Annotated in this window: 23 protein-coding genes and 1 pseudogene; 13 read left to right on the top strand and 11 right to left on the bottom strand. The window is 71.5% G+C overall.

Features of this window, described 5'->3' with window-relative positions; translation table 11 throughout:
• Positions 1-433: 433 nt before the first annotated feature.
• On the top strand, positions 434-769 hold the full coding sequence (locus tag ACFWPS_RS24385) for a hypothetical protein (RefSeq protein WP_383708267.1): 336 nt from the start codon (positions 434-436) through the stop codon (positions 767-769).
• 106 nt (positions 770-875) lie between these two features.
• Here the strand turns inward: ACFWPS_RS24385 and ACFWPS_RS24390 are convergent, their stop codons facing one another.
• Complete coding sequence (locus tag ACFWPS_RS24390) at positions 876-1,340, bottom strand: DUF4262 domain-containing protein (protein WP_383708268.1); 465 nt, start codon at positions 1,338-1,340, stop codon at positions 876-878.
• Positions 1,341-1,493: 153 nt separating this feature from the next.
• Here ACFWPS_RS24390 and ACFWPS_RS24395 point away from each other — a divergent pair, with 153 nt between their 5' ends.
• A complete protein-coding gene (locus tag ACFWPS_RS24395; protein ID WP_383708269.1) occupies positions 1,494-1,871 on the top strand; it encodes a hypothetical protein in 378 nt (125 codons plus the stop codon).
• A 125-nt stretch (positions 1,872-1,996) separates the two neighbouring features.
• On the opposite strand, the gene ACFWPS_RS24400 is transcribed toward ACFWPS_RS24395, so the two are convergent.
• The gene (locus ACFWPS_RS24400; protein ID WP_383708270.1) at positions 1,997-2,527 is read right to left on the bottom strand and encodes a PaaI family thioesterase; all 531 of its coding nucleotides are present in this window, start codon (positions 2,525-2,527) and stop codon (positions 1,997-1,999) included.
• Positions 2,528-2,569: 42 nt separating this feature from the next.
• The gene (locus tag ACFWPS_RS24405) at positions 2,570-3,082 is read right to left on the bottom strand and encodes a winged helix-turn-helix transcriptional regulator (RefSeq protein WP_383708271.1); all 513 of its coding nucleotides are present in this window, start codon (positions 3,080-3,082) and stop codon (positions 2,570-2,572) included.
• Positions 3,083-3,226: 144 nt separating this feature from the next.
• Here ACFWPS_RS24405 and ACFWPS_RS24410 point away from each other — a divergent pair, with 144 nt between their 5' ends.
• Entirely contained in the window at positions 3,227-4,834 is a 1,608-nt protein-coding gene (locus ACFWPS_RS24410; protein ID WP_383708272.1) for an MFS transporter, read from the top strand.
• 85 nt (positions 4,835-4,919) lie between these two features.
• Here ACFWPS_RS24410 and ACFWPS_RS24415 read toward each other — a convergent pair whose 3' ends face one another.
• From ACFWPS_RS24415 to ACFWPS_RS24430, 4 genes are read right to left on the bottom strand one after another with little or no spacing between them, the layout of a single operon-like run.
• Positions 4,920-6,080, bottom strand: a complete 1,161-nt coding sequence (locus tag ACFWPS_RS24415; protein ID WP_383708273.1) for an acyl-CoA dehydrogenase family protein — start codon at positions 6,078-6,080, stop codon at positions 4,920-4,922.
• Positions 6,081-6,085: 5 nt separating this feature from the next.
• On the bottom strand, positions 6,086-7,033 hold the full coding sequence (locus ACFWPS_RS24420) for a hydroxymethylglutaryl-CoA lyase (protein WP_383708274.1): 948 nt from the start codon (positions 7,031-7,033) through the stop codon (positions 6,086-6,088).
• A complete protein-coding gene (locus ACFWPS_RS24425; RefSeq protein ID WP_383708275.1) occupies positions 7,030-8,970 on the bottom strand; it encodes an acetyl/propionyl/methylcrotonyl-CoA carboxylase subunit alpha in 1,941 nt (646 codons plus the stop codon). The genes ACFWPS_RS24420 and ACFWPS_RS24425 overlap by 4 nt, the downstream gene beginning before the upstream one ends.
• Before the next feature lie 11 nt (positions 8,971-8,981).
• Positions 8,982-10,598 carry a carboxyl transferase domain-containing protein gene (locus ACFWPS_RS24430; protein ID WP_383708276.1) on the bottom strand — a complete coding sequence of 539 codons (1,617 nt, stop codon included), beginning with the start codon at positions 10,596-10,598 and terminating at the stop codon, positions 8,982-8,984.
• A gap of 86 nt (positions 10,599-10,684) precedes the next feature.
• Between ACFWPS_RS24430 and ACFWPS_RS24435 the strand changes: the two genes are divergently transcribed.
• The 5 genes from ACFWPS_RS24435 to ACFWPS_RS24455 all read left to right on the top strand — a co-directional run bounded on the left by ACFWPS_RS24435 (position 10,685) and on the right by ACFWPS_RS24455 (position 14,929).
• The gene (locus ACFWPS_RS24435) at positions 10,685-11,284 is read left to right on the top strand and encodes a TetR/AcrR family transcriptional regulator (protein WP_383708277.1); all 600 of its coding nucleotides are present in this window, start codon (positions 10,685-10,687) and stop codon (positions 11,282-11,284) included.
• A 131-nt stretch (positions 11,285-11,415) separates the two neighbouring features.
• Positions 11,416-12,573: an acyl-CoA dehydrogenase family protein gene (locus ACFWPS_RS24440; protein ID WP_383708305.1), complete on the top strand. Its 1,158-nt coding sequence runs from the start codon at positions 11,416-11,418 to the stop codon at positions 12,571-12,573.
• A gap of 35 nt (positions 12,574-12,608) precedes the next feature.
• Positions 12,609-13,475, top strand: a complete 867-nt coding sequence (locus ACFWPS_RS24445) for an acyl-CoA thioesterase (RefSeq protein ID WP_383708278.1) — start codon at positions 12,609-12,611, stop codon at positions 13,473-13,475.
• A gap of 9 nt (positions 13,476-13,484) precedes the next feature.
• On the top strand, positions 13,485-14,468 hold the full coding sequence (locus tag ACFWPS_RS24450; RefSeq protein WP_383708279.1) for a cation diffusion facilitator family transporter: 984 nt from the start codon (positions 13,485-13,487) through the stop codon (positions 14,466-14,468).
• A 146-nt stretch (positions 14,469-14,614) separates the two neighbouring features.
• Positions 14,615-14,929 (top strand): hypothetical protein, encoded by a 315-nt coding sequence (locus ACFWPS_RS24455; protein ID WP_383708280.1) that lies wholly within the window; start codon positions 14,615-14,617, stop codon positions 14,927-14,929.
• 96 nt (positions 14,930-15,025) lie between these two features.
• Here ACFWPS_RS24455 and ACFWPS_RS24460 read toward each other — a convergent pair whose 3' ends face one another.
• Entirely contained in the window at positions 15,026-15,814 is a 789-nt protein-coding gene (locus ACFWPS_RS24460) for a phosphatase (RefSeq protein WP_383708281.1), read from the bottom strand.
• Between the two features lie 65 nt (positions 15,815-15,879).
• Positions 15,880-17,430: a PucR family transcriptional regulator ligand-binding domain-containing protein gene (locus tag ACFWPS_RS24465; protein ID WP_383708282.1), complete on the bottom strand. Its 1,551-nt coding sequence runs from the start codon at positions 17,428-17,430 to the stop codon at positions 15,880-15,882.
• Positions 17,431-17,554: 124 nt separating this feature from the next.
• On the opposite strand from ACFWPS_RS24465, the pseudogene ACFWPS_RS24470 reads away from it, so the two are divergent.
• The 3 genes and pseudogenes from ACFWPS_RS24470 to ACFWPS_RS24480 all read left to right on the top strand — a co-directional run bounded on the left by ACFWPS_RS24470 (position 17,555) and on the right by ACFWPS_RS24480 (position 21,746).
• A pseudogene (locus ACFWPS_RS24470) lies at positions 17,555-19,029 on the top strand (sodium:solute symporter).
• A 66-nt stretch (positions 19,030-19,095) separates the two neighbouring features.
• Positions 19,096-20,064: an agmatinase gene (speB, locus tag ACFWPS_RS24475; RefSeq protein ID WP_383708283.1), complete on the top strand. Its 969-nt coding sequence runs from the start codon at positions 19,096-19,098 to the stop codon at positions 20,062-20,064.
• The gene (locus tag ACFWPS_RS24480; protein ID WP_383708284.1) at positions 20,061-21,746 is read left to right on the top strand and encodes a thiamine pyrophosphate-binding protein; all 1,686 of its coding nucleotides are present in this window, start codon (positions 20,061-20,063) and stop codon (positions 21,744-21,746) included. The genes speB and ACFWPS_RS24480 overlap by 4 nt, the downstream gene beginning before the upstream one ends.
• Before the next feature lie 7 nt (positions 21,747-21,753).
• Here the strand turns inward: ACFWPS_RS24480 and ACFWPS_RS24485 are convergent, their stop codons facing one another.
• A complete protein-coding gene (locus ACFWPS_RS24485; RefSeq protein ID WP_383708285.1) occupies positions 21,754-22,740 on the bottom strand; it encodes an ArsR/SmtB family transcription factor in 987 nt (328 codons plus the stop codon).
• A 273-nt stretch (positions 22,741-23,013) separates the two neighbouring features.
• Between ACFWPS_RS24485 and ACFWPS_RS24490 the strand changes: the two genes are divergently transcribed.
• Together ACFWPS_RS24490 and ACFWPS_RS24495 are read left to right on the top strand one after the other, a co-directional pair.
• A complete protein-coding gene (locus ACFWPS_RS24490; RefSeq protein ID WP_383708286.1) occupies positions 23,014-23,469 on the top strand; it encodes a hypothetical protein in 456 nt (151 codons plus the stop codon).
• Positions 23,470-23,533: 64 nt separating this feature from the next.
• On the top strand, positions 23,534-24,403 hold the full coding sequence (locus ACFWPS_RS24495) for a hypothetical protein (protein WP_383708287.1): 870 nt from the start codon (positions 23,534-23,536) through the stop codon (positions 24,401-24,403).
• A gap of 85 nt (positions 24,404-24,488) precedes the next feature.
• Here the strand turns inward: ACFWPS_RS24495 and ACFWPS_RS24500 are convergent, their stop codons facing one another.
• Positions 24,489-24,842, bottom strand: coding sequence for a peptidase inhibitor family I36 protein (locus ACFWPS_RS24500; RefSeq protein ID WP_383708288.1), 354 nt, complete (start codon positions 24,840-24,842; stop codon positions 24,489-24,491).
• Positions 24,843-24,880: the final 38 nt, after the last annotated feature.

Below are 24,880 nucleotides of genomic sequence, written 5' to 3' on the forward strand. Positions count from 1 at the left end.
GCCCAGGCGGCGACGGTATCCGTTCATCGACCGCCTCTCAGGATCTTGCACAGCTGACCTGCGTCGGCTTGAGCGGACCCGCTTCTGGCCCGAAGCCACGGAAGAAGCGTTCTGGCATTGGAAGGCCCTGGCCCACGGCCCTCTCAGACAACTTGCGACGCCACTCGTAGGTCCTGACTGCGGCATCCTTGAGTGCGGTTGCTACAGCATCGACTTCCGCGGCCACCTCGAAACCGTGCTCCACGCCCTGCCGAGGAAGAGCGCGCGTGAGCTACGCGCCCTTGTACGGGCCCTTGACCGGAAGATCCTGGCCAGAGCCAAGGTGATTTCGGCTGACAGCCTGGACGTGCCATGGTGGCGAAGTCAGCTCTAGGACCATGGGCGGCCGGCACAGTGCGGGCGCGTTGTCAGAGGCTGGTGGCATCGTGCCTGCATGGACACGCTCTTTGATCTTCCCGAACCGGAGACAGCGGAAGAGGCCGTCATTGCTCACTACCGGCTGAGCGACGACCAGTACGGTTCGCGTGCCGAGCGGGAGGCGGTCTTTGACGCTGAGCGCACCATGACGGCCGCCGTCGAAGAGGCGGGGGTCGGTGAGGTGGACGGGAACGAGTTCGGCGGTGGTGAAGCCGTCCTGTACGCCTACGGGGCTGATGCGGAGGCGCTGTTCGAGGTGATGGAGCCGACCCTTCGCGGTCTGCCGTTCAGGCCGGCCCACGTCGTGCTGCGGCAGGGGAGCACGGAGACGGAGACCCGAGTGGATCTGTGATGCGGTACAGCAGCCTGTATGACCTTCATGACCGATCTCTACAGGGCTACGGATCAGAAGGCGCTGCTCTCGGTGCTGTGTGTGCCGGAGGCAGCACGGGTGGCCTTCACGCGACGTGGGACCACGGTCCCTCGGTGTCGGACTTCGGGATCCAGAGCAGTGGTTGACTCGTCCGGCAGTAGTCGGTCACTCCGTCCTCCCAGGGGAAGCGTCCGGACTTGTCAGGCCAGAACAACTGCGTGACGGGCAGCCGAGGGGCCTGGTAGAAGTTGATGCCGGCGCCGAAGAAGTCGTGGTACCAGCTGGAATGCACAGGCCGGACAGCGACGTCGTAGCCGTTGAGGACGTCGTCCCTGCGCTGGTCCGGCTCCAGCGGAAGACCATCGCGGATGCCGGCTCCAGCCGCGTTCACGACGGGCATGGCGACGTCCGTCCGCAGGCCGAAGACACAGACCTCGGGACTGCGCAGCGTGTGCCACAGCCCGATGGAGTACGCCCAGTCCGCGGGGGTGTCGCCGCCGGCGCCCACCCCCATGACGTGCCAGCCGAAGTCGGTGACGCTCCGGGCCACCCGGCTGTCCCGTTCTTCGAAGGCCGGGCCGTCTGCGGGCGGTCGGCATGCCTGGTGGCGCTGGGCCGACCGGTCGGAGGGGCCGTTGGAGGCATGCCCGATGCCCGAGCTGTTCCGCTGACCTCCAGGCGCCGTCGTTGAGAGGCTGGGGGCATGCTGCTGCCGCCAACGCACGGGAAGACCGAACTCATCGAGGTCGTCCGCATCACCGACCCCGTCAGGCACCTCGGTTCGGAGGACCTGGCCGGCGGCACTGCCGCGATCTGGGAGGGAGACCAAGCCCGGCAGGCCCTGTCCCTGATCGCCGGCCTGCCGGGAAGCGAGCCGTACCGCTGCTTCCTCCCAGGCTGGGGAATCCGGGCCCACAGCTCCACCGATCAGCTCTTCGAGATCGCCTTCTGCTTCCGCTGCCACGGTGCCCGTATCTGGGGGCCGGGTCTTCCTGCCGAACAACAACGCCAGACCTTCGACGCAGAGAGCCCTGCGGCACTGGAACTGCTCCACCGATTCCGCTCCTGCCTGCCGGGCTGATGAACGGTCCAGACAGGTTCGGGACGAAGACGGAGAGGCCGCCGTGCAGGGGCGCGGTGGGATGTGCGTCGGCCCGCGAGAACTTCAGTCGGTGGTGCCCGCAGGTCAGCACCGTCCCCCCAGGCTCACGTGCCCTGGCCGCCCCCGACCGGAAAGAGCATGCAGCTGCTGGTGGCGTGGGCCAGCAGGCGGTCCTCGGAGTCGCGGAGCTCCGCCTGGGCGAGGGCGGTGCGGCGGCCGCTGTTGAGGACGGTGCCGATGGCGCGGATCTTGCCGGTGTCGACGGTGATCGGGCGCAGGAACTTCAGGCTCAGGTCGATCGAGGTGTACCCGGTGCCCTGGGGCAGCACGGACTGCACCGCGCAGCCGGCCGCCGAGTCGAGCAGCGTGGCGTAGACGCCGCCGTGGACGCTGCCTATCGGGTTGTAGTGCTCCTCGCCCGGCACCAGCGCGAAGACCGCCCGGCCGTACTCGGCCTCCTCCAGGGTGATGCCCAGGGCGGCGGTGATCGGCGGTGCGGGCAGGCGCCCGGCCAGGATCTCGCGGAGGAAGCCGAGACCGCTGTGGTCCGGGACGGCGCCGGCGGACACGGCGGGGTCTCCCCAGCTGAACGTGCGTGACCGGGACCCCTGTCCGGGGTGGAAGTCGAGCGTCAAGACAACTCCTCGTAGTGCTTCCTGTGGGTGGTGCCGGGCGTATCAGTCGCCGTCGCCGTCGGGTTCGGGGCCGTCCGGGCCGACGCGGATGAGGCCCGGGCCGGCGTCGACGAACGATTCGCCGCGTCGCACGTCGTGGCCGTCGTCGCAGCGCAGCACCGCGTGCACCGCGGCGCCGCAGTCCCGGTGGCGTACGACCAGCGGGGGTCCCTGTTCGTCCGCGGCCCAGGTGTCGCCCCACTGCCGCAGCGCCGTGAGGACGGGCAGGAAGTCCCGGCCTTTCTCGGTCAGTCGGTAGGCGTACCGGGTCCGCTGGCCGGGCTCCTGGTACGGCACGCGCTCCAGGAGTCCGGCGGCGGTCAGTTCCTTCAGGCGCGCCGCGGCGGCGGGTTCGCCGATGCCCACGCGCTTGGCGAAGTCGTCGAACCGGCGGGTGCCCAAGAACGCCTCGCGCATGATCAGCAGCGCCGTCCTGGTGCCGGCGATCTCCAGAGTGCGGGCGACGGAGCAGTTGGCCATGGACCAGGCGTCCCGTTCCCGCAGCAGGTCCGTCATCACTCCGCCCTCCACCCTCCACCTGACTTGCCTCGTGCGAAGCCAGCCTATAGCGTCACCGCTGACTTCTGCAATCGTAAGTCAGCTCGGGTCGCCGAGGGCGCTGCCGCCTGCTGCCCGCAGCTCGGCCGAGACGAGGACACGATGGCTTCCACCCCCACCCCCGCTTCGGGCCGGCTCGAGCCGACCGACCGGCAACCCGGCGACCGGCTTCCCTCCCACCAGAACTCCCACCAGGACTCCCAGCAGCCCTCCCGGCGCGCGGCGGCCGTCACCCTCGTCGCGATGTGCCTGGGCGCCATGACGACCTTTCTGCTGATCACCGCATCGGTGTCGGCGCTGTCGGCCATCCAGGACGACCTGCACGTCTCCCCGACCGGCCTCGTCTGGATCCCCTCCGCGTACACCCTGCTCGTGGCCAGTCTGGTGATGTCCGCGGGCACCATCGGCAACCTCTACGGCCGCAGGCGCGCCTTCCTCGCCGGCGCCGTGGTCATGATCATCGGGTCGCTCACCGTCTACACCGCGGGTTCGACGGGAGGCGTCATCGCCGGCCAGCTCGTCTCCGGCCTCGGCGGCGCCCTCATCCTGCCCAACAGCCTGGCCATCCTGGGGGCCGCCTTCCCGGACCCCCACCGGCGCACCGAGGTCGTCACCGCCTGGGCGGCCGCCTCCGGCATCGGACTCGCCGCCGGCCCGCTGATCGCGGGCACCCTGCTGGACCACTTCCACTGGAACACGGTCTTCCTGTCGACCGCCGCCCTCGCGGTCGTCACCATGGCCGCCGCCGTCTTCGTCGCCGAGTCACGCGGCCCCGCCGGCAAGCTCGACATCCCCGGCCAGATCCTGGCCGCCCTGGGCATCGCCGCCCTCGTCTACGCCCTCATCGAAGGCGGACACGACGGCTACACCAGCCCCCGGATCCTCATCGCCTGGTTCGTCGCGGCCGCGGCCCTGAGCGGTTTCGTCCTCGTCGAGCGGGCCGCCCGCACCCCCATGCTGGACATGAGCCTGTTCCGGTCGCCGTCGTTCAGCGCCGTCATGTTCGTCGCGGCCGTCTCCCTGTTCGGCTTCACCGGGGTGGCCATCCTCTCGGTGCTCTTCTACGAGCGTGTCCAGCAGCTCTCCGCCCTGGACGTGGGCTGGCGGCTGCTGGCCTTCTTCGGCGTCTACGTCGTCGTCGCCTACGCGACCGGACGCGTGATCCGCCGTACCGGCTTCAAGCTGCCGCTGACCCTGGGCTTCCTCGTCGGAGCCGCCGCCACGGCCGGATTCACCACGCTGGAGCCGACCACCCCCTATGCCCGGGTGTGGTGGCTGTACGTGCTCTTCGGCGCCGCATCCGGGATGGTGGCCGCGCCCAGCACCGCCGCCGCCCTGGTCAGCGTCTCCCACGAACACGCGGGCATGGCCTCCGGAGCCGTCAACGCCTTCCGCCAGATCGGGTCCGTCACCGGCTCCGCCCTCCTCGGCGCCCTGCTCGCCGGCCGGCTCCAGTCCCGGCTGCCCGACCGGCTCGACGCTCACCATGTTCCCCGAGCGGCCTGGCCAGCCGTCGAGCACGCGGTCTCCACGGGCACCGGCGGTCACGGGGCGACCCCGCCGAACGTGACCGCCGCGGTCGGCGACGCCTTCACCTCCGGCGTCCACGCCGGCATGTCCGTCGTCGCCGCCGTGTTCCTGTGCGCGGCCCTGGTCTCGGCCCTGCTGGTACGCAACCGGCCGCACCACACCACCGCCACCGCGAACTGACGCGCAGCCCGGACTCGCCTGCGGGCGTGCTCAGACACCGAGGCCGGCCAGGGAGCTCCTCGGCAGCAGACCTGTCCGGTCGGCCTCAGCTCACCAGCCCCAACTCCCGCGCGATCAGCATCCGCTGGACCTCGCTCGTGCCCTCCCCGATCTCCAGGATCTTGGAGTCGCGCCACATCCGGGCCACCGGGTACTCGTTCATGAAGCCGTAGCCGCCGTGGACCTGGGTGGCGTCGCGGGCGTTGTCGACGGCGACGGTGGAGGAATACAGCTTGGCGAGGGCCGCCTCCTTCTTGAAGGGTTCGCCTACCACCAGGCGGGAGGCCGCGTCGCGCCAGGCCAGGCGGGCCGTGTGGGCCTTCATCTCCATGTCCGCGATCTTGAACTGGATGGCCTGGTTGGCGCCGATCGGGCGGCCGAAGGCGTGCCGTTCCTTCGCGTACTTGACCGACTCGTCCACACAGCCCTGGGCCAGGCCGGTGGCCAGGGCCGCGATGGCGATGCGGCCCTCGTCGAGGATGCGGAGGAACTGGGCGTAGCCGCGGCCCTCCTCGCCGAGCAGGTTGGCGGCCGGGACCCGGACGTCGGCGAAGGACAGCTCGCGGGTGTCGGAGGCGTTCCAGCCGACCTTGGAGTAGGGGGCGGCGACGGTGAAGCCGGGGGTGCCGGAGGGGACGATGATCGAGGAGATCAGCGGCTTGCCGTCCGGCTTGCGGCCGGTTACCGCGGTGACGGTGACCAGACCCGTGATGTCCGTCCCCGAGTTGGTGATGAAGCACTTGCTGCCGTTGATCACCCACTCGTCGGTGGCGGGGTCCAGGCGGGCGGTGGTGCGGGTGGCGCCCGCGTCGCTGCCGCCGTCCGGTTCCGTGAGGCCGAAGGCGCCCAGGAGCTCGCCGGAGCAGAGGCGGGGGAGCCATGCGCGCTTCTGGTCGTCCGTGCCGAAGAGGTGGATCGGCATCGCGCCCAGCGAGACTCCGGCTTCGAGGGTGATGGCGACCGAGGAATCCACCCGGGCCAGCTCCTCCAGGGCGATGCCGAGCGCCAGGTAGTCGCCGCCCATGCCGCCGTACTCCTCGGGGAACGGCAGCCCGAACAGGCCCATGCGGCCCATCTCGCGGACGATCTCGTACGGGAACTCGTGCCGCTCGTAGAAGTCGCCGATCTTCGGTGCCACGACGTCGTGCGCGAACTCCTCCACCGTGCGGCGGAGTTCTTCCAGTTCGGGGGAGAGGCGGTGGTCCATGGTCGTCACTCCTGGTGGGAGAGGGCGCGGACGGTGCGGGACGGGCTGGGTCGGCCCAGTTGTTCGGCCATCCACACGCTGGTGGCGGTGAGTTTGCCGAGGTCGACTCCGGTCTCGATGCCGAGGCCCTGGAGCATCCAGACCAGGTCCTCGGTGGCGAGGTTGCCGGTGGCGGACTTGGCGTACGGGCAGCCGCCGAGCCCGCCGGCGGACGCGTCGACCGTCGTCACGCCGTGTTCCAGGGCCGCGTAGGTGTTGGCGAGCGCCTGGCCGTAGGTGTCGTGGAAGTGCACGCCGACGACGTTCGTCGGCACGCCCTCCTCGTTGAGCAGAGACAACAACTCCAGGACATGGCCCGGGGTGGCGACCCCGATCGTGTCGCCGAGGCTCAGCTCGTCGCAGCCCATGTCGCGCAGCGCCTTGCAGACCCGGACCACCTGGTGGAGCGGTACCGCGCCCTCCCAGGGGTCGCCGAAGCACATCGAGACATAGCCGCGGACGTGCACGTCCGCGTCCTTCGCCTGCCGGACGACCGGGTCGAAGACGGCCAGGGACTCGTCCAGCGAGCGGTTCAGGTTGGCCTTGGCGAAGGACTCGGTGGCGCTGGCGAAGACGGCGACCCGGCGGGCGCCGAGGCCGAGGGCGCGGTCCAGGCCGCGCTGGTTGGGGACCAGGACGGGGAGCTCGACACCCCGCAGGTCCGCGAGCTGGGGGAACAGGTCCTCCGCGTCCGCCAGTTGGGGCACCCACTTCGGGTGTACGAAGCTGGTCGCCTCGATCGTCGTCAGGCCCGCGTCGGCCAGCCGGTGCACGAACTCGGCCTTCACCGACGTCGGTACGGCCGTCTTCTCGTTCTGCAGGCCGTCGCGGGCGCCGACCTCGTGGATCCGGACCCGGGCGGGCAGATCGGTGGCCGGTAGGACCATGGGGAGGCCGGACTCCTGGGCGGTCATGCCGTCTTCTCCTCGTCCTCGTGCGGGGCGATCACGGCCAGCACCTGGTCCATCGCGACCGTGGCGCCGGGCTTCACGTCGAGTTCGGCGACCGTGCCGGCGTGCGGGGCGGAGATGACGTGCTCCATCTTCATCGCCTCCACCACCAGCAGGCTCTGCCCGGCGGCGACCTCGTCTCCCACGGCGACCTTCACGACGGTCACCGTGCCGGGCATCGGCGCGGTGAGGGAGTCGGCGCCGGCGTGGACGCTGCGGCTCAGCGAGGCCGCGACCGGGTCGTGGTCACGGACCTGCCAGGCGTCTCCGTCGCGGCCGATCCAGTCGGCCGCGCGGTGGAAGGTGTGCCGGACGCCGTCCAGGGTGACGGACACGCGGTCGGCGGTGACCGTGTGGCTGCCGCGCGGGACGTACTCCACCGGGTCCTGCACCCGGAGGTGGAAGCCGACCGGCTTGGGCGTACCGCCGAGCCGCCAGCCGCTCGGTACCGAGAACGGGTCCGTCCAGCCCCCGCCCGCAGCCGGCCGCAGCGCCTCCAGCCGTACGGCCGCCGCCGCCTCGTACACCTCGTCCGGTACGTCCGTGGAGACCAGGTCGTCCATCACCCGCTCGACCAGGCCCGTGTCCAGCTCGCCCGCCGCCACCGCCGGATGGGCGAGGAGCCGGCGCAGGAACCCGGCGTTGGTCTGCACGCCCAGCGTGACCGTCTCCGCGAGGGCCCGGCGGAGCTTCCTGAGCGCGGTCGCGCGATCCGGGCCGTACGCGATCACCTTGGACAGCATCGGGTCGTACAGGCTGCCGACCTCGGTGCCCTCGCGGAGCCCGGAGTCGGTGCGGACGCCGTCCCCCGAGGGCTCGTTCAGGAGGAGGACCGTGCCGCCGGTGGGCAGGAAGCCGCGCGCGCCCTCTTTGACCGACACGGTCTCGGCGCAGATCCGCGCCTCGACGGCGTGCCCGGTGAGCGTGATGTCGGTCTGGGCGAAGGGCAGTTGCTCGCCGGCCGCGACCCGCAGCTGCCACTCCACCAGGTCCAGGCCGGTGACCAGCTCGGTCACCGGGTGCTCCACCTGCAGGCGGGTGTTCATCTCCATGAAGTAGTACGAAGAGGGGTCGCCGCCCGGCACGATGAACTCCACCGTGCCCGCGCCGACGTACCCGCACGAGCGCGCCGCCTGCACCGCCGCCCCGCCCATCGCCGCCCGCGTCGCCTCGTCCAGCAGGACCGACGGCGCCTCCTCGATCACCTTCTGGTGCCGGCGCTGCAGCGAGCACTCCCGCTCGCCGAGGTGGACGACGTTGCCGTGGCCGTCGGCGAGTACCTGGATCTCGATGTGCCGGGGCCGGTCGATCCACCGCTCGACGAGGAGGGTGTCGTCGCCGAAGGAGGCGCGGGCCTCGCGGCGGGCGGCCGCGATCTCCTCGTCCAGGAGGGTCAGGTCCCGTACCAGCCGCATACCCTTGCCACCGCCACCGGCGGAGGGCTTGAGGAGTACAGGGGCGCCCAATGCGCGTGCCGCATCGGCCAGTTCGGGGTCGCGGCCGCCGGGTACCACCGGCACCCCGGCCGCCTGCACCGTCTCCTTCGCGCGGATCTTGTCGCCCATCAGCGCGATCGCACCCGCAGGCGGGCCGATGAAGGCCAGTCCGGCCTCCTCGCACGCCCGCGCGAAGGCGGCGTTCTCGGCGAGGAAGCCGTATCCGGGGTGGACCGCCTGGGCGCCGCTCACCGCGGCCGCCGCCAGCAGCCGCTCCACCGACAGATAGCTCTCGCCCGCCGGCGCCGGGCCGATCCGGACCGCCGTGTCGGCCTCCCGGACGTGCCGGGCGTCCGCGTCGGCGTCGGAGTACACGGCCACCGAGCGGACGCCCAGCGAGCGCAGCGTACGGATGACCCGGACGGCGATCTCGCCCCGGTTGGCCACGAGTACGGTGTCGAACACGAGTCCCCTCCTCACATCCGGAAGACGCCGAACTGGGGCTCACCCAGCGGCGCGTTGCCACAGGCCGTCAGGGCCAGTCCCAGCACCTGCCGGGTGTCGAGCGGGTCGATGACCCCGTCGTCCCAGAGCCGGGCCGTCGCGTAGTAGGCGTTGCCCTGGCGCTCGTACTGCGCACGGACGGGCGCCTTGAAGGCCTCTTCCTGTTCGGCGGCCCACGGCTCGCCGCGGGCCGCCAGCTGGTCCCGCTTGACCGTGGCCAGCACGCTGGCGGCCTGCTCGCCGCCCATGACGGAGATCTTGGCGTTGGGCCACATCCACAGGAAACGGGGGGAGTAGGCCCTGCCGCACATGGAGTAGTTGCCCGCGCCGTACGAACCGCCCACGACGACGGTCAGCTTCGGGACCCTCGTGCAGGCCACCGCCGTGACCATCTTCGCGCCGTGCTTGGCGATGCCGCCGGCCTCGTAGTCCTTGCCGACCATGAAGCCGGAGATGTTCTGCAGGAACACCAGCGGGATGCCTCGCTGGTCGCACAGCTCGATGAAGTGGGCGCCCTTCTGGGCGGACTCGGAGAACAGGATGCCGTTGTTGGCGACGATGCCGACCGGGTGGCCGTGGACGCGGGCGAAGCCGGTGACGAGGGTCTGCCCGAACTCGGCCTTGAACTCGGCGAACCGGGAGCCGTCGACCACCCGGGCGATGATCTCGCGGACGTCGTAGGGGGTGCGGGGGTCGACGGGGACGGCGCCGTACAGGCCGTAGGGGTCGGCCTTGGGCTCTGCAACGGGCGCGACCTCCCAGGGAAGCGCGCGCCGGGCCGGGAGGGTCGAGACGATGTTCCGGACGATGCGCAGGGCGTGTGCGTCGTTCTCGGCGAGGTGGTCGGTGACACCGGAGACACGGGAGTGCACCTCGCCGCCGCCCAGCTCCTCGGCCGTCACCACCTCACCCGTGGCGGCCTTCACCAGCGGGGGCCCGCCGAGGAAGATCGTCCCCTGGTTGCGGACGATCACCGCCTCGTCGCTCATGGCCGGGACGTACGCGCCACCGGCCGTGCACGAGCCGAGGACGGCGGCGATCTGCGGGATCCCGGCCCCCGACATCCGGGCCTGGTTGTAGAAGATCCGCCCGAAGTGGTCACGGTCCGGGAAGACCTCGTCCTGCATGGGGAGGAAGGCGCCGCCGGAGTCGACCAGGTACACGCACGGCAGCCGGTTGTCGAGGGCCACTTCCTGGGCCCTCAGATGCTTCTTCACGGTCATCGGGTAGTACGTGCCGCCCTTGACGGTGGCGTCATTGGCGACGATCACGCACTCGCGCCCGCTCACCCGCCCGATCCCCGCGATCACGCCTGCGGCCGGAGCCGCCCCGTCGTACATCCCGTCGGCGGCCAGGGGGGCCAGCTCCAGGAACGGGGACCCCGGATCGAGCAGGGTGTCCACCCGGTCCCTCGGCAGCAGCTTGCCGCGCGCGGTGTGCCGTGCCCGTGCCTTCTCACCGCCGCCCAGCGCGGCCGCGCCGAGCTTGGCGCGCAGCTCGTCCACGAGGACGCGGTGCGCCTCCTCGTTGGCCCGAAAGGCCTCCGACGCGGGGTCTGCCGCGCTCGTCAGCTCCGGTGCCTGGTCCATGCCGCGATCCCCTCACCTTGTTAATGAGCGTTAACGCATTTCCTTCAGGTTAACGACCGCTAACCTCCCTGTCTAGAATTGCCTTCATGGTCACGAGAACCGACGCCCCGACCCGTCGCGAGCAGATCCTCAAGGAGGCCGCCCGGCTGTTCGCCGAGCGCGGCTTCCACGGCGTCGGCGTGGACGAGATAGGTGCCGCGGTCGGCATCAGCGGGCCCGGTCTCTACCGGCACTTCGCGGGCAAGGACGCGATGCTCGCGGAGCTGCTGGTGGGGATCAGCGGGCAGCTGCTGACGGGGGCCAAGCGCCGCCTGGCGGAGGCCGACGGGGACACCGCGCCCGCTGCGGTCCTGGACTCCTTCATCGAGGGCCACATCGACTTCGCCCTCGACGACCGTCCACTGATCACCCTGCACGACCGGGAGCTGGACCGCTTGCGCGACAGCGACCGGAAACTGGTGCGGCAGCTGCAGCGCCAGTACGTCGAACTCTGGGTGGAGGTCCTCCGCGGCGTCTACCCGGCACTTCCGGAACCCGCGGCCCGCTCGGCGGTCCACTCGGTCTTCGGCCTCCTGAACTCGACCCCGCATTTGGGCCGACCGGGTTCCCTGCCGGGCCGCGGGGCGACGGCGGTCCTCCTGCACCGGATGGCGAGGGGGGCCTTCGAGGCGGCGGCGGGGGAGTGAAGGGCGGGCGGCGGCGTGACGAGCGTTACCCCCGTCGCTCCCCTTCTCACCCTGGACCCGTCGACTACCCACCGGTACCTTGGAGTCTGAGCAAGCGCTTAGACATGCCGAAGTCCGTGGAGGTGGCGGCCGTGCGCCGTACGTTGTTCGACGAGGATCACGAGGCGTTCCGGGAGACCATCCGCGCCTTCATCGAGGCCGAGGTCGTACCGGTGTACGACGAGTGGTTCGCCGCTGGCCAGGCCCCCCGCGAGTTCTACTACAAGCTCGCCGAGCTGGGCGTCTTCGGCATCCGCGTCGACGAGGAGTACGGCGGCGCCGGCATCGACTCCTACAAGTTCGAGGCCGTCCTGTACGAGGAGACCGCCCGTGCGGGCGTCGCCTTCGGCGGCTCCGGTGTGCACGTGCTGCTCGGCCTGCCGTACATAAAGCTGCTGGCGACGGACGAGCAGAAGAAGAAGTACCTGCCGAAGTTCGTCTCCGGCGAGGAGATGTGGGCCATCGCGATGACCGAGCCGGGCACCGGCTCCGACCTCGCGGGCATGAAGACCACCGCCAAGCTCAGCGAGGACGGCACGCACTACGTCCTCAACGGTGCCAAGACCTTCATCACGGGTGGCGTGCACGCCGACCGGATGATCGTCTGCGCCCGGACCGCCGCGCCCACCAAGGAGGACCGCCGGCACGGCATCTCCCTCTTCGTGGTGGACACGAAGGCGGAGGGTTACTCGGTCGGCCGGAAGCTCGACAAGCTCGGTCTCAAGACCTCCGACACCGCCGAGCTCGCGTTCGTCGACGTCAAGGTCCCGGTCGAGGACCTCCTCGGCGAGGAGAACAAGGGCTTCTACTACCTCGGCCACAACCTCGCCTCCGAGCGCTGGGGCATCGCCTTCGGCGCCTACGCGCAGGCCAAGGCCGCCGTCCGGTTCGCCAAGCAGTACGTGCAGGAGCGCGTCGTCTTCGGCCAGCCCGTCGCCGCCTTCCAGAACACCAAGTTCGAGCTGGCCGCCTGCCAGGCCGAGGTGGACGCGGCCGAGGCTGTCGTCGACCGGGCCACGGAGGCTCTCGACGCCGGCGAGCTGACCCCGGCCGAGGCCGCCAGCGCCAAGCTGTTCACCACCGAGGTCGCGCACCGCGTGATCGACCGCTGCCTCCAGCTGCACGGCGGCTACGGTTTCATGAACGAGTACCCGATCGCCCGCCTGTACGCGGACAACCGTGTCAACCGTATCTACGGCGGCACCAGCGAGATCATGAAGACGATCATCGCGAAGGACATGGGCCTGTAAGGTCCCCGCAATTACCGGCCAGTAGAAAAGGTGCCATGAACGAGGCACTAAGTGATCTCCTCGACCTGCTCGACCTGGAGCAGATCGAGGAGAACATCTTCCGCGGCCAGTCCCGGTCCGCCGTCGTCCCGCGCGTGTTCGGCGGGCAGGTCGCGGCCCAGGCGCTGGTCGCCGCCGGGCGCACCGTCCCGGCGGACCGGCACGCCCACTCGCTGCACGCGTACTTCCTGCGCCCCGGCGACCCGGGCGCACCCATCGTCTACACCGTCGAGCGCATCCGCGACGGCCGCTCCTTCACCACCCGGCGCGCGGTCGCCGTCCAGCACGGCCGGCCGATCTTCGCCCTGTCGGCCTCCTTCCAGCTGGACGAGGAGGGCCTCGACCACCAGGCCCCGATGCCCGCCGCGCCCGACCCGGCGACCCTGCCCACCTCGGCGGAGCGCTTCCGCGACTACGGCCACCTCGACCCCGCTGTCGTGGAGAAGTTTCTTGAGGCCCGCGAGGCGATCGACCTGCGGTACGTCGAGGAGCCGCCGTTCGGCAGGTACGGCGAGCCGCGCGAGCCGCACAGCCAGGTCTGGTTCCGGACGAACGGCAAACTCGACGACGACCCGCTGCTCCACGTCGTCCTCGCGACCTACGTCTCGGACATGACCCTCCTCGACTCCGTCCTGCTCGCGCACGGCCGCGGCGGCTGGGCGGTCGGGGACGTGGTGGGCGCGTCGCTGGACCACGCCATGTGGTTCCACCGTCCGTTCCGCGCCGACGAGTGGCTGCTGTACGACCAGGAGTCGCCGTCCGCGCACGGCGGCCGCGGGCTCGGCCAGGCCCGGATCTACACCCAGGACGGTTCACTGGCCATTTCCGTGATCCAGGAGGGTGTGGTCCGCGTCCCCAGGTAGAACTGGGGCATGGCCCAAGCCGAACACCTCGAACAAGCCGGACAGGGCGGCGGCGAGAGCACCGTCACGGTGATCGTCGCCGCCGTCGCCAACCTCGGGATCGCGCTCGCCAAGGCGGTCGCCGGAGTCATCAGCGGCTCCAGCGCGATGCTCTCCGAGGCGGCGCACTCGGTCGCCGACACCGTCACCGAGCTGCTGCTGCTCACCGCCCTCAAGCGCAGCGAGAAACCGGCCGACGAGGAGCATCCGCTGGGCTACGGCCCCGAGCGGTACATCTGGGCCATGCTCGCCGCCGTCGCCACCTTCGTCGGCGGCGCCGTGTTCTCCCTCTACGACGGCATCCACACCCTGGCCGTGGGGGAGAAACCGGGCGACCCGCTGGTGTCGTACGTCGTGCTCGCCGTCGCCTTCGTGCTGGAGGGCCTCTCGCTGCGCACGGGGCTCAGGCAGGCGCGCGGGGAGGCGGCCCGTTTCGAGGCGCCGTTCAAGCTGTACCTCCGGCACACCCCGGACACCGCCGTGAAGGCCGTGGTGATGGAGGACTCGGCGGCGCTCGTCGGGCTGGTGCTCGCGGCCGGCGGGCTGCTCGGCGGCCAGCTGACCGGCTCCGGCGTCTGGGACGGCCTCGCCTCCCTCCTCATCGGCCTGCTCCTGCTGTACGTCGCCTGGGTGCTGGGCCGGTCCAACGCCGAGCTGCTCATCGGGCGGCCGCTGCCGAGGCCCGTGCGGGAGCGGATCCGCGCCGTGCTGCTGGAGTCCGAGCACATCGTGGCCGTACTGGAGCTGACCACGCTGGTGCAGGGCCCGGAGGAGGCGCTGGTCGCCGCCAAGGTGGACTTCCGGGACGTGTCGACGGCGGCCGAGATCGAGTGGGCCTGCGAGCGGGCCGAGCAGCGGCTGCGGGCCGCGTTCCCGGCGATCGGCCGGGTGTACCTGGACCCCACACCGGGGCCGACCGCCGAGTCGGCTCCGGACCGAATCCGGGGCCGGTGAGCTCGGAGGATCACGGTCGGTGATCACCCGACGTGCCGTCTGTCTTGTCCGGAATTAAGCTCTATGAGTGAAATGCCGCACAGTGCATGTGCCGCATAGCGGACGTGCCGCGTAGCGGACGTAAGTCCGGCAGAAAGGTATTTCCCATGCGAGTACAGCGCGCGAGGCGCATCGCCGCGATGTCCGCCGCCGGCCTGATGCTGGCCGGTGGAGCCGCGATCGGCGCCGCGGGCACCGCCTCGGCGGCCCCCGCCTCCACTCATCAGAGCGTGGTCACCGGCGGCTTCGGCTGCAACAACTCCCGGTTCGGCGGCGGGTTCAACAACGGCTGCCGTTTCAGCAACTTCGGGTTCGTCCCGGTCGTCCCGGTCATCCCCGTCGTGGTCGTCCCCACCGTCGGGTTCGGCGGCTTCGGTGGCTTCAACGGTTTCGGCGGCTTCAACGGTTTCGGTTTCGGCTGAACCGACCGGGCGCAACCGGCCCAGGAACCGAGGGTCTAGGCCAGGCCACGATGTGCGGCTCCCGCTTGAGGGGGCCGCACATCGCTCTGTCAGATGTCAGGCCAGTCCCGCCTCGGCCAGCAGGTACGCGGTCATCGGGTCGTAGTACCGCGGGCTGAGCACATGGTCGTCCAGCGGTACGGCCACCTGGAGGGTGCCCTCCGACTCGGCCAGGAACAGCGCCGGGTCGTTGCAGTCCGCGTATCCGACCGAGTCCAGGCCCACCTGTGCCGCGTAGCCCGCCCAGCCGTGGTCGGCGACGACCAGGTCGGGCTGCGGCCTGCCCGCGCGCTCCAGGCCGCCCAGGATGGCCTTCATCGGCTCCCCGGAGTGCGTGTGCCACAGCGTCGCGCCGTGCTCGAGGACCGCCACGTCGGCGAACTGCATGACGTATCCCTCGTCCGTCTGCAGGCCGTCCGGGATGACCACGATCTCGCAGCCGGCGGTGCGCAGTGCGGCCGCCGTCGCCCGGTGTACATCCAGCAGACCGCCCGGGTGGCCGGTCGCGAACAGCACCCGCTGCCGCCCCTCGGCCGCCTTGCGCAGCCGGGCCGCCAGCCGGTTCAGGCCGTCCACGGTCAGCTCGGGGTCGATGGTGTCCTGGCCGTACCGGTACTCGGGGTCGTCGTTCACCCCGACCCGCTCGGCCATCACGGCCAGCACGTCCTGCTCGTCGGTCCAGCGGTCGCCGAGTTCCAGTCCCAGCCACCAGTTGCGCTCGCCGTTGGCCAGCTTGCGGTAGTGGAGCAGGTTGTTCTCGCGGGGCGTGGCGACATCGCCCGCGATACGGGTCTTCACAAGGTGCTCTACGAGCTCGGCGCGGCTGGGCGTCCCGGGTATCGGCATGGCTTCATTGTGGGGCAGCGCACTGCGCGATTTCCCTGCGTATCGCCCGCTGGGACGTGCGTCACTCACTCCTGCCGCAGGGCGAACCACAGCTCCATCCGGACGTCCGGGTCGTCGAGTTCGACGCGGAGGAGCTCCGCGCAGCGGGCGATGCGCTGCCGCACGGTGTTGCGGTGGACGGACAGGGCGACCGCCGTACGGTCCCAGCTGCCGTGCAGGGAGAGCCAGGTGCGCAGCGTCTCGACGAGGGCGGGGCGCTCCGCGAGGGGACCGAGGAGGGCGCGGGCGTGGGCCTGCGCTTCTTCCCTCGGGACGAGTTCGGCCAGGCCGGGGCGGCTGCCGTGCCTCAGCAGCGAGGTGCGGGTCGCTCGGGCTCGGGCCAGTGCGCGGGCCGCTTGCGCGGCTGCGGCCGACAGCTGCTGCGGGGGGACTGCGTCGCTGACGCCGAGGGTCCAGCCGGGTTGTGGGTGAGGGGTTCGGTCGGCGGGGACCAGGACTTGGACGATGTCCCCTACGGGGTCGATGAGGGTGGAGCCGAGTGCGGCGCCCAGTGCGGTGGCGGCCAGGAGGTCCGGCGGCTGCGGGTGTGTGGGGGCTGGTCGCGCCCCGCGGCGGAGCCGCATATCGATAGGGTCCCGCGCCCCTGGAAGAAGGTGGGGACGGTCACGTTGGTCGTTCGGGCAGGCATGTACGACGAACCAGTTGGTTCCCTTGCCCAGTAGGGGCGCCACCTCCTCCGGGCTGCCGCCCAGCAGCAGTCGTACGAGTGCCGAGGTGCGGGACGCGCCCGAGCCGCTCTGTTGTTCGCCGGTGAGGAGGGTGAGCAGGACCGTGGCCACCGAGGCGATGGTGTGGTCGCCCGGTTCGCGGGCCGGGGTGGCCACTCCGAGGGTGAAGCCGGTGCTGAGGGCGTAGGCCGCGAGGTGGGTGCCCGCCGTGGCGTGGGTCGCGGAGGCGGGGGTGCCAGGGCCCGACGGTCGTACGACCTCCGTCAGCTCGGCCAGTGAGTCGCGTACCGGTGCCTCCGGCTCCCGGCCCGCCGACGCGATCTCCGCGCCCTCCGGGCCGTACAGGGCCGTCCAGCCGCCCACCCGCCGGGCCAGCTGCCGCAGGACCGACGGCACCGGGTCGGGGCGGCCCGCGGCGGCCGCGAGGCTCTGCTGGGCCTCGGTTACGCGGCGCAGCTCGGCGAGGCGGGCCTGGGCCATCAGCTGCCAGACCGCGCGGGCGACCGCGGTGAACGTGGTCTGCGGCGGGACCTCGACGAGCGGGAGGCCGTAGGTGTCGCAGGCCTCGACCAGGGCGCGCGGGACCGTGTCGTGCACGGGGGCCACCCCGAAGCCGAGGGCCGCGCCGCCCGCCGCCACGATCCGCCCGACGTAGTCGTCGAAGTAGGTGCCCGAGCCCGCCGCGTCCGGGATGTGCACCCCGGCGCTCAGCAGCAGCTCCCCGCCCAGCAGGTACGGGTACGGGTCGGCCATCTCCGAGGTGTGCACCCAGTGGATCACCAGGGCGGGGTCGGACGGGCCGGCGATCAGGCGCAGGGCGAGGTCCTCCCGGGCCAGCAGGGCCGCGAGGGGCACCGGTGGCGTGGGGGGAACCGCGGGGTCCGGCATGGTGTGCGTTTCCCTCATCCGGTACGGCTCGAATGGATGAAACGTACACTTCGCAGCCGCTTCCCGGCCCCCTAGTGTCGGTGACCGTCACCCGCCGGCGAGACCCCCAGCGAAGGAGGGCCCTGTGGCCGTCGACTACGCAGTGATCGTGATCTATCTGGCAGGCATGCTGGCCATGGGCTGGTGGGGCATGCGCCGCGCCAGGTCGAAGAGCGACTTCCTGGTGGCCGGGCGCCAGCTCGGGCCCGTCATGTACTCCGGCACCATGGCCGCGATCGTCCTCGGCGGCGCGTCCACCATCGGTGGTGTGGGACTGGGCTATCAGTACGGGCTGTCCGGGGCCTGGATGGTCTTCACCATCGGCCTCGGGCTGCTCGCCCTCTCCGTCTTCTTCTCGGCCCGGATCGCCCGCCTCAAGGTGTACACCGTCTCCGAGATGCTGGATCTCCGGTACGGCGGCCGGGCGGGCGTGATCTCGGGTGTCGTGATGTGGGCGTACACCCTGATGCTCGCCGTCACCTCGACCATCGCGTACGCCACGATCTTCGACGTCCTCTTCGACATGAACCGGACCGTCGCGATCATCCTCGGCGGCTCGATCGTCGTCGCGTACTCGACGCTCGGCGGCATGTGGTCGATCACGCTGACGGACATGGTCCAGTTCGTGGTGAAGACCATCGGCGTGCTGCTGCTCCTGCTCCCCATCGCCGTCGTGAAGGCGGGCGGCTTCGGCGCGATGAAGGCGAAGCTGCCGACGACCTACTTCGACCCGCTGGGCATCGGCGGCGAGACGATCTTCACCTACGTGCTGATCCACACCTTCGGCATGCTCATCGGGCAGGACCAGCCATACCTCCCCATAAGCGGGTCTTCACGTCGCGCGGCGACCGGACGGCGAAGTGGGGCGGCACGGTGGCCGGCACGTACTGCCTGGTCTATGCCCTTGCGGGGGCGGTGATCGGGACGGCGGCCAAGGTGCTGTACCCGAAGCTGGGCAGCCCGGACGACGCCTTCGCGACCATCGTCAAGGACGAACTCCCGGTCGGTGTGCGCGGGTTGGTGCTGGCGGCCGCCCTGGCCGCGGTGATGTCGACCTCCTCCGGTGCACTGATCGCCTGCGCGACCGTCGCCAACAACGACATCTGGTCGCGGCTGCGGGAGAGGGCCGGGTCCGGTGCACGGGAACACGACGAGGTGCGGGGCAACCGGGTCTTCATCCTGGTCATGGGGATCGGGGTGATCGGCACGGCCATCGCCCTCAACAATGTCGTCGAGGCGCTGACCGTGGCGTACAACCTGCTCGTCGGCGGCCTCCTCGTGCCGATCCTCGGCGGGCTGCTGTGGAGGCGCGGCACGGTCCAGGGCGCCCTCGCCGCCGTGACCGTCGGCGGCCTCGCGGTGATCGGCCTGATGGCGGGCTACGGCATCCTCGCCAACGAGCCGGTCTACTACGGCCTCCTCTCCTCCCTCGTCGCCTATGTCGCCGTCTCCCTGGCGACGCGGCCGACCGACGCGGCCGTGCTGGCGAACTGGCGCGAGCGGCTCGCGGGCCGGGGCACCCCCGAACTCGCGTCCGAACCGGTCCCGGCCCACCAGTAGAGTCATAGCACAAGCAGTGCATAGCGGTACGTACGCGATGAAGCGTAGGAAAGAAGGCAGCACCTCATGAGCGGCAACGAGACGCCCCGCGGCCCCGTCGACTCCTCCCGCGTCCCGCGGTACGCCGGTCCCGCGACCTTCGCCCGGCTGCCCCGCCTCGACGAGGTCGGCCGCGCCGACGTCGCGGTGGTGGGCGTGCCGTTCGACTCGGGCGTCTCGTACCGGCCGGGCGCCCGCTTCGGCGGCAACGCCATCCGCGAGGCGTCCCGGCTGCTGCGCCCCTACAACCCGGCGCAGGACGCGTCCCCCTTCGCGCTGGCGCAGGTGGCGGACGGCGGTGACATCGCCGTCAACCCCTTCGACATCAACGAGGCCGTCGAGACGATCGAGGCGGCCGCGGACGAGCTCCTCGGCACCGGTGCCCGGCTGATGACCCTCGGCGGCGACCACACCATCGCCCTGCCGCTGCTGCGGAGCGTGGCCAAGAAGCACGGCCCGGTCGCGCTCCTCCACTTCGACGCCCACCTCGACACCTGGGACACCTACTTCGGCGCCGAGTACACGCACGGCACCCCGTTCCGGCGGGCGGTGGAGGAGGGGATCCTGGACACCTCCGCCCTCTCGCACGTCGGCACCCGCGGGCCGCTGTACGGCAAGCAGGACCTCACCGACGACGAGAAGATGGGCTTCGGCATCGTGACCTCGGCGGACATCTACCGCCGGGGCGCCGACGAGGTGGCCGACCAGCTGCGTCAGCGCATCGGCGACCGGCCCCTCTACATCTCGATCGACATCGACTGCCTGGACCCCGCGCACGCCCCGGGCACCGGCACGCCCGAGGCCGGTGGTATGACGTCCAGGGAACTGCTGGAGATCCTGCGCGGTCTCTCCGCATGCCACCTCGTCTCGGCGGACGTCGTCGAGGTGGCCCCCGCGTACGACCACGCCGAGATCACCTCGGTGGCGGCCTCGCACACGGCGTACGAACTGACCACGATCATGACCCGACAGATTGCCGAGGCGCGCTCGAAGTGACCCACGACCACGACCTGGTGCTCCGCCCGACGGAGGCGCAGACGGCCGCAGCCCTGAACCCGCCCGCCGGCCGCAACGGCGGGGACCTGGTCGTGGAGACCCTGGCCGGGCTCGGCGCGACCACCGTCTTCGGGCTGCCCGGCCAGCACGCCCTCGGCATGTTCGACGCCCTGCGCCGCTCCTCGCTGCGCTATGTCGGCCTGCGGGTGGAGAACAACGCGGGCTTCGCGGCGGACGCCTACGGCAGGATCACCGGCGAGGCGGCCCCGCTGCTGCTTTCGACCGGCCCCGGTGCGCTGACCTCGCTGGCCGCGCTGCACGAGGCGGCCGCCGCCTCCGCGCCCGTCCTGGCGATCAGCAGCCAGATCCCCACGGCGGGCCTGGGCGGCGGCCGCCACGGCTACCTGCACGAACTTCCGGACCAGGCGGCCTCGTTCCGGGGCGTGGTGAAGTCGGTGCACACCGTCCGCACCCAGTCGCAGATCCCGTCCGCGCTCGCGGCGGCCTGGAAGTCGGCGCTGACCGCCCCGCACGGCCCGGTGTGGGTGGAGATCCCGCAGGACGTGCTCCTCGCCGAGACCGCGCTGCCCGTGGTGACGGCGGTGGACGCGACCCCCGACGAACTCCCGCCGCGCCCCGAACTGACCGCGGTCGCGGCCGACCTGCTGTCGCGCGCCGTCCGCCCGGCGGTCATCGCGGGCGGCGGGGTGGTACGGGCGGACGCCTCCGGCAAGCTGCGACAGCTGGCCGAGACGCTGAACGCGCCCGTGGTGACCACCTTCGGCGGCAAGGGCGCGTTCCCCTGGCACCACCCCCTCTCCCTCCAGTCCTGGCTGGAGGACCGCCACACCACGGACTTCCTGGAGGACGCGGACGTCCTGCTGGTGGTCGGCTCGGGCCTCGGCGAACTCTCCTCGAACTACCACACGTTCAAGCCGCGCGGCCGGGTCGTCCAGATCGAGGCGGACCTCGGCAAACTGGAGTCCAACCACCCGGCCCTCGGCATCCACGCGGACGCCCGCCTCGCGCTCCAGGCGCTCCTTGAGACGGTGGCCCCGCGCGAGGACCCGTCGGCCCCGGAGCGGGTACGGACCGTGCTCGACCAGGTCGCCGCCCGCATCGCCGCCCAGGAACTCACCCTGGAACAGGAGGTGCTGGCGTCGGTCCGGCGCGCCCTCCCGGCCGGCTCCCCGTCCTTCTGGGACATGACGATCCTGGCGTACTGGGCCTGGTCGGCGTTCGACGCCCAGGCGCCGAACCTCATGCACTCCGCCCAGGGCGCGGGCGGCCTCGGCTACGGCTTCCCGGCGGCGCTGGGCGCGGCCGCCGCCGACCCCACCCGCCCGGTGCTCGCGGTGTCGGGCGACGGCGGCGCGCTGTACTCCGTCGCCGAACTGGCGACGGCACGTCAGCACGACCTCCCCGTCACCTGGCTGATCGTCGACGACGGCGGCTACGGCATCCTGCGCGAGTACATGACCGGTGCCTTCGGCGAGGCCACGGCGACGGAACTGTCCCGCCCCGACTACGTGGCCCTGGCCGAGTCCTTCGGCGTGCCGGGCGTTCGTACGTCCCCCGAGACCCTGGAGACCGACCTGGCGAAGGCCCTCGCCGCGCCGGGTCCCTCGGTGGTCGTACTCCCGGCCCTGCTGCGGATGTTCGCGCCGACGCACCTGGGCTGACCGCGGCTCAGGGAACCGGGGCCGCCGACCGCTCCGCGCCCTGCAGCAGGGCCGCCCCGAGCGGGGTGAGCGTGTGCAGGACGCTCGTGCCGTACCGGAGGCTGCTGATGAGCCCCGCGTCCCGCAGGGCCGTGATGTGCTCGCTCACCGTGGGCGCCGACACCCCGGCCAGCCGGGCCAGTTCGCCGGTGGTCGCGCCCGGCACGATGCCGCGCAGCACCCGGGCCCGGGTCCGGCCCAGCAGCGCGCCGAGCGGCCGGCCCACGACGGCCGGCCGGGTCTCGCGCAACAGGGAGTAGACCAGCACGGGCGGCAGCGCCGAGTCGGCCAGCGCGATCGGCGGGCCCCAGCAGAAGTACGACGGCACGAGCAGGAGCCCGCGTCCGGCGAGCCTGAGGTCCCGCTCCTCCGCCGGATAGTGCACATGGAGCACCGGGGCCTCCCAGCGCATCTGCGGCCCCAGCCCGCCCAGCAGCCCGTCCACGCCGTCGGCCAGCAGCGACCGCCCCCGGACCGAGCGGTCCGCCTCCACCCGGGCCAGCGCCCGCTCCCGGTAGGGCGCCACGGCGACCTCGTGGTACCGCCGCAGGGCGCCCGCCAGGTCCTGGCGCGTCCCGCGCTCCGTGAGGCGCGGTGCCCACTGCGGTGCCCCCACCGACATGAAGCGCGCCACCTCCCGGCGCACCCGGTCGGCGGGGGTGTCCACCATCGCCGCGAGTCCGGCCGTGAGGCCCTGGGTGCCTTCCGGCGGGGTCAGGAAGTCCGGGAAGTACGCGGATCTGGGGAAGAGCGGCAGCAGGAGGTGGCGTAAGACCGCCTCCAGACCCTCGTCCGCCAGCCGGCCGCGGGTGGTCCGGTACCACTCCGCGTGTGCGCTGCGCCCCTGCTGGGTCTGCAACCGGTGCAGGCTCAGGGCGATCTCCCAGAGCGGATCCGGCTCGGACGCCAGCCGGGTGCGGGCCAGATCGGCCTCGGTGAAATGGATGCGCAGCATGACGGTCCCCCCGTCCGGCCGCAGCACGGCGGCCGCCCCCCGTTTTCCGGCCAGTTGTGGCCGGACGAGTCATCATGGCCGCCGCCGGACACGGCTGACAACACCTGTCACAGGTGTTATTCAGACATGAACTGATGCGTCTGCGGATCACCGGATATGCCGCATTTTCGCTGTTGACCTGGGCTTTTCGGCTGTGGCCGCAAAGCATGGGAAACCGGGCGGGCCGCTGCCAGGGTGGTGCGGGTCAGCCCTAGACCGACAGGAAGGAATGTCATGTCTATGACAATATGGTCCAGGACGGCCCGGTCGCGCAGGGTGTTGGCGGCGACCGCCGGCCTGGCCGCCGCGCTCACCGTCGGCGGAGTCGTCACGGCCTCCCCGGCATCGGCCGGCACCCACTGTTCCTCCGGGTACCACTGCGTGTTCTGGTCCTCCTTCAGCAGCGCCAGGCACTCGTACTTCAACAGCGACAGCAACTTCACGAACGACACCTTCAACAGCACGACGTACGGCACCGCCGGCTCCGGTTCGACCGTCAACGACAACGTCGGGTACGCCAGCAACTCCTCCACCGGCAGCTACTACTCCAGGTACTACCTGGACATCAACTACGGCGGCGGCATGGTCTTCTGCGTCGCGCCCGGCGGCGACGCGGATGCCATCGTCGGGGGGTCGGCCAGCTCTCTCTCGCTGACGACCTCGAACCCGGGCGGCTGCTGGGACGACTGACCCGCGCCCTGTGGTGGATCCGGCGGGGTGCCGCCGGATCCACCCTGCTGGGAGGAGGAAGACCTTGGTAACGCGCAAGTTCGCCGCACTCGCGACCGCCGTGGTCGTCGTCGCCTGTGCCGCCTGGGTGTACGTCGACCGGCCGGGTCCGTCCGCGACCGGCACCCCGCAGCCGGGGCCGGACATCGGCCGCCTGAGTGCCCGCCTGCCCTTCTACCCGCTCCGGCACGCGCCCAGCGATCGGCGATGGCGGATCGACCAGGCGGTCCGGAGACTGACCATCACCTGCATGGCTGCCCGCGGCTACCGGTACACGCCGGCCGCCGTCCCCCGGCCGACCGCGGCCACCGTCGACCACCCGCTGCCGTTCGGCCTGGAGTCGCTCGCCACCGCCACCGCCGCCCCCGAACCGGGTGCGTCGGAACAGCCGGAGAGCAAGGCGTTCCTCGTCGCGCTCTACGGTCCCGCCGACCGGCGTATCTCCGCCCGGGGCAAGCTCATCAAGGTGTCCGTGCCGGCCACGGGCTGCCAGGCCGAGGCCAAGAAGCGACTGCTGGGCTCCCAGCGCCGGCGGTGGCTCCAGGTGACCATCGACCTCGGGGAGGGCGAACAGCAGGCCCGCAAGAACCTGGACAAGGACCCGGCCTTCCGCGCGGCCGACGCCCGCTGGGCGCGCTGCATGCTGGCCGCCGGAGTCGAGACGGACGACCCGGTCCGCCTGCTCAACAGCCTCCCCCGCGACACCGACTTCGCGACCAACCCGGTCGCCAAGGCCGACGTCCGCTGCAAGTCCGACACCGACTACCTGCGTACGGCCTACACCAGACTGGCCGTCGTCCAGCGCGCCTGGCTCGACGCGCACCCCGGGACCCTCGCGACCTGGCGGTCCCTGATGCAACGCCAGGACGGAGTCGCGCGAGACGTCCTCGGGTGACGGGCAGGGCGCCGTCCCGGGACCGGCCCGGCGCGGGCGCTTCGTGGGGCGGACGTCCCCGGGAGGCGCCCCGGCCCGGCCGAGGTCAGCAGGCCCCCGCCCCCACCCCGTCGATGCGGCCGCCGAAGTCACCGCGGTACTGGGAGCGCCAGTCACCGTTGAAGACGTCGCGCTTCTCGGTCGGCGACCAGTTGACGAAGCAGGCGCGGGTGGAGGCGACGAAGGAACCGACGTTGTCGTGGAGGTTCGGCGGCATGTCGCGGTAGCCGCTGCGGGACGTCCACTCCCAGTAGTCGCCGCCGAAGCCCTCCCCGCTCCAGAAGCACACCGAGCCGTCGGGACAGGCGGGCGCGGCCGCGTGTGCGGAGGCGTTCTGCGCGGGTGCCACCAGGGCGGTCAGGGCGAGGGCGGCGGCGAGGGACCAGGAACGAAGCTTCACGGAACTCTCCGGAAAAGGGAGTTGGGGACGCCCCGGCG

This window comes from Streptomyces sp. NPDC058457 (genome assembly GCF_042720695.1).
GTDB lineage: Bacteria > Actinomycetota > Actinomycetes > Streptomycetales > Streptomycetaceae > Streptomyces.

Bases quoted from the DNA above. Each gene is read 5' to 3' on its own strand.
- ACFWPS_RS24385 (WP_383708267.1), top strand. From the start codon at position 434: ATGGACACGCTCTTTGATCTTCCCGAACCGGAGACAGCGGAAGAGGCC.
- ACFWPS_RS24395 (WP_383708269.1), top strand. From the start codon at position 1,494: ATGCTGCTGCCGCCAACGCACGGGAAGACCGAACTCATCGAGGTCGTC.
- ACFWPS_RS24405 (WP_383708271.1), bottom strand. From the start codon at position 3,082: ATGACGGACCTGCTGCGGGAACGGGACGCCTGGTCCATGGCCAACTGC.
- ACFWPS_RS24410 (WP_383708272.1), top strand. From the start codon at position 3,227: ATGGCTTCCACCCCCACCCCCGCTTCGGGCCGGCTCGAGCCGACCGAC.
- ACFWPS_RS24415 (WP_383708273.1), bottom strand. From the start codon at position 6,080: ATGGACCACCGCCTCTCCCCCGAACTGGAAGAACTCCGCCGCACGGTG.
- ACFWPS_RS24420 (WP_383708274.1), bottom strand. From the start codon at position 7,033: ATGACCGCCCAGGAGTCCGGCCTCCCCATGGTCCTACCGGCCACCGAT.
- ACFWPS_RS24430 (WP_383708276.1), bottom strand. From the start codon at position 10,598: ATGGACCAGGCACCGGAGCTGACGAGCGCGGCAGACCCCGCGTCGGAG.
- ACFWPS_RS24435 (WP_383708277.1), top strand. From the start codon at position 10,685: ATGGTCACGAGAACCGACGCCCCGACCCGTCGCGAGCAGATCCTCAAG.
- ACFWPS_RS24445 (WP_383708278.1), top strand. From the start codon at position 12,609: ATGAACGAGGCACTAAGTGATCTCCTCGACCTGCTCGACCTGGAGCAG.
- ACFWPS_RS24450 (WP_383708279.1), top strand. From the start codon at position 13,485: ATGGCCCAAGCCGAACACCTCGAACAAGCCGGACAGGGCGGCGGCGAG.
- ACFWPS_RS24455 (WP_383708280.1), top strand. From the start codon at position 14,615: ATGCGAGTACAGCGCGCGAGGCGCATCGCCGCGATGTCCGCCGCCGGC.
- ACFWPS_RS24460 (WP_383708281.1), bottom strand. From the start codon at position 15,814: ATGCCGATACCCGGGACGCCCAGCCGCGCCGAGCTCGTAGAGCACCTT.
- ACFWPS_RS24465 (WP_383708282.1), bottom strand. From the start codon at position 17,430: ATGCCGGACCCCGCGGTTCCCCCCACGCCACCGGTGCCCCTCGCGGCC.
- speB (WP_383708283.1), top strand. From the start codon at position 19,096: ATGAGCGGCAACGAGACGCCCCGCGGCCCCGTCGACTCCTCCCGCGTC.
- ACFWPS_RS24485 (WP_383708285.1), bottom strand. From the start codon at position 22,740: ATGCTGCGCATCCATTTCACCGAGGCCGATCTGGCCCGCACCCGGCTG.
- ACFWPS_RS24490 (WP_383708286.1), top strand. From the start codon at position 23,014: ATGTCTATGACAATATGGTCCAGGACGGCCCGGTCGCGCAGGGTGTTG.